At 52.4% G+C, this 1,816-nt stretch carries 1 tRNA gene and 1 rRNA gene; both read left to right on the top strand.

Going from position 1 to position 1,816, the window contains the following annotated elements:
- Position 1 precedes the first annotated feature (1 nt).
- Positions 2-77: transfer RNA gene (locus tag LAY57_RS35515), tRNA-Ala, on the top strand.
- A gap of 325 nt (positions 78-402) precedes the next feature.
- Positions 403-1,816: ribosomal RNA gene (locus LAY57_RS35510) — 23S ribosomal RNA — on the top strand; the annotation flags it as partial.

Raw genomic sequence — 1,816 nt, 5'->3', positions numbered from 1 at the left:
GGGGGCCTTAGCTCAGCTGGGAGAGCACCTGCTTTGCAAGCAGGGGGTCATCGGTTCGATCCCGATAGGCTCCACCACCACGCATTTCTCCAGAGATGAAGACAACATATTCCGGCGCGGATTTATCCGTAGCCGGTGTGCGGGCCCATGAGTGGCCTGCTCTTTGACATTGTGAATGGGTTTTTTAATCGATGCCGTGGTTGCATCGTGCCGATCTCGAAAGAGGTGGGTCACGTATGCCAATCACATACATTCATTTTAACTAATGAATATCTGGCTGAGATAAATCATCCACACCGAGCAAACCATGGCAGCAGCCGAGTGGTACGTTCGTGTGGGGCGCGGCTTACAAGACCGTGTCTCGAGCGATCGACCAATGTTGTCATTGGTGGTGTGGACTCTCAAGCGTGAGGTAAGAGCATTTGGTGGATGCCTTGGCATGTACAGGCGATGAAGGACGTGGCACGCTGCGATAAGCGTGGGGGAGCTGTGAGCAAGCTTTGATCCCGCGATTTCCGAATGGGGAAACCCACCTATCCCGATTATCTCGCCCGTGAGCAATCACGGGCTGGGTAATTGGGCAAAGGTATTGCGAGACTGAATACATAGGTTTCGTGAAGCGAACCCGGAGAACTGAAACATCTCAGTACCCGGAGGAAAAGACATCAACCGAGATTCCGTTAGTAGTGGCGAGCGAACGCGGACCAGGCCAGTGCCTGGTGTTTAATTAGCAGAACATTCTGGAAAGTTTGGCCATAGCGGGTGACAGCCCCGTATGCGAAAATGAAACATCAGGACTCGAGTAGGGCGGGACACGTGAAATCCTGTCTGAACATGGGGGGACCACCCTCCAAGCCTAAATACTCGTACATGACCGATAGCGAACAAGTACCGTGAGGGAAAGGTGAAAAGCACCCCGATGAGGGGAGTGAAACAGTACCTGAAACCGAATGCTTACAATCAGTTGGAGGGTCCTTGAGGCCTGACAGCGTACCTCTTGTATAATGGGTCAGTGACTTAATCTATCAAGCAAGCTTAAGCCGTTAGGTGTAGGCGCAGCGAAAGCGAGTCTGAATAGGGCGACTGAGTTTGATGGATTAGACCCGAAACCCGGCGATCTAGGCATGACCAGGCTGAAGGTGCGGTAACACGCACTGGAGGGCCGAACCGTTCAATGTTGAAAAATTGTCGGATGAGTTGTGTTTAGGGGTGAAAGGCCAATCAAGCCGGGAAATAGCTGGTTCTCCGCGAAAACTATTTAGGTAGTGCGTCGGATGTTTACCTGTGGGGGTAGAGCACTGGATGGGCTAGGGGGTCGCGAGATCTACCAAACCTAACCAAACTCCGAATACCACAGAGTTAGTCCGGCAGACAGACGGCGGGTGCTAAGGTCCGTCGTCAAAAGGGAAACAGCCCTAACCTACAGCTAAGGTCCCCAAATCGTATCTAAGTGGGAAAGCATGTGGGATTTCCAAAACAACCAGGAGGTTGGCTTAGAAGCAGCCATCCTTTAAAGAAAGCGTAACAGCTCACTGGTCTAAATAAGAGATCCTGCGGCGAAAATGTAACGGGGCTCAAGATACGTACCGAAGCTTAGGGTTTGGATCTTTTGATCCAAGCGGTAGCGGAGCGTTCCGTAGGCCGATGAAGCGGGAGGGTAACCGACCGTGGAGGTATCGGAAGTGCGAATGCTGACATGAGTAGCGATAAAGAGGGTGAGATGCCCTCTCGCCGAAATCCCAAGGGTTCCTGCTTAAAGCTAATCTGAGCAGGGTAAGCCGGCCCCTAAGACGAGCCCGAAGGGGGTAGTCGATGG

It is taken from the genome of Argonema antarcticum A004/B2, assembly GCF_023333585.1.
Lineage (GTDB): Bacteria > Cyanobacteriota > Cyanobacteriia > Cyanobacteriales > Aerosakkonemataceae > Argonema > Argonema antarcticum.
The sequence above is the reverse complement of the archived record's forward strand: the minus strand, read 5'-3'. Positions and strand labels throughout refer to the sequence as shown.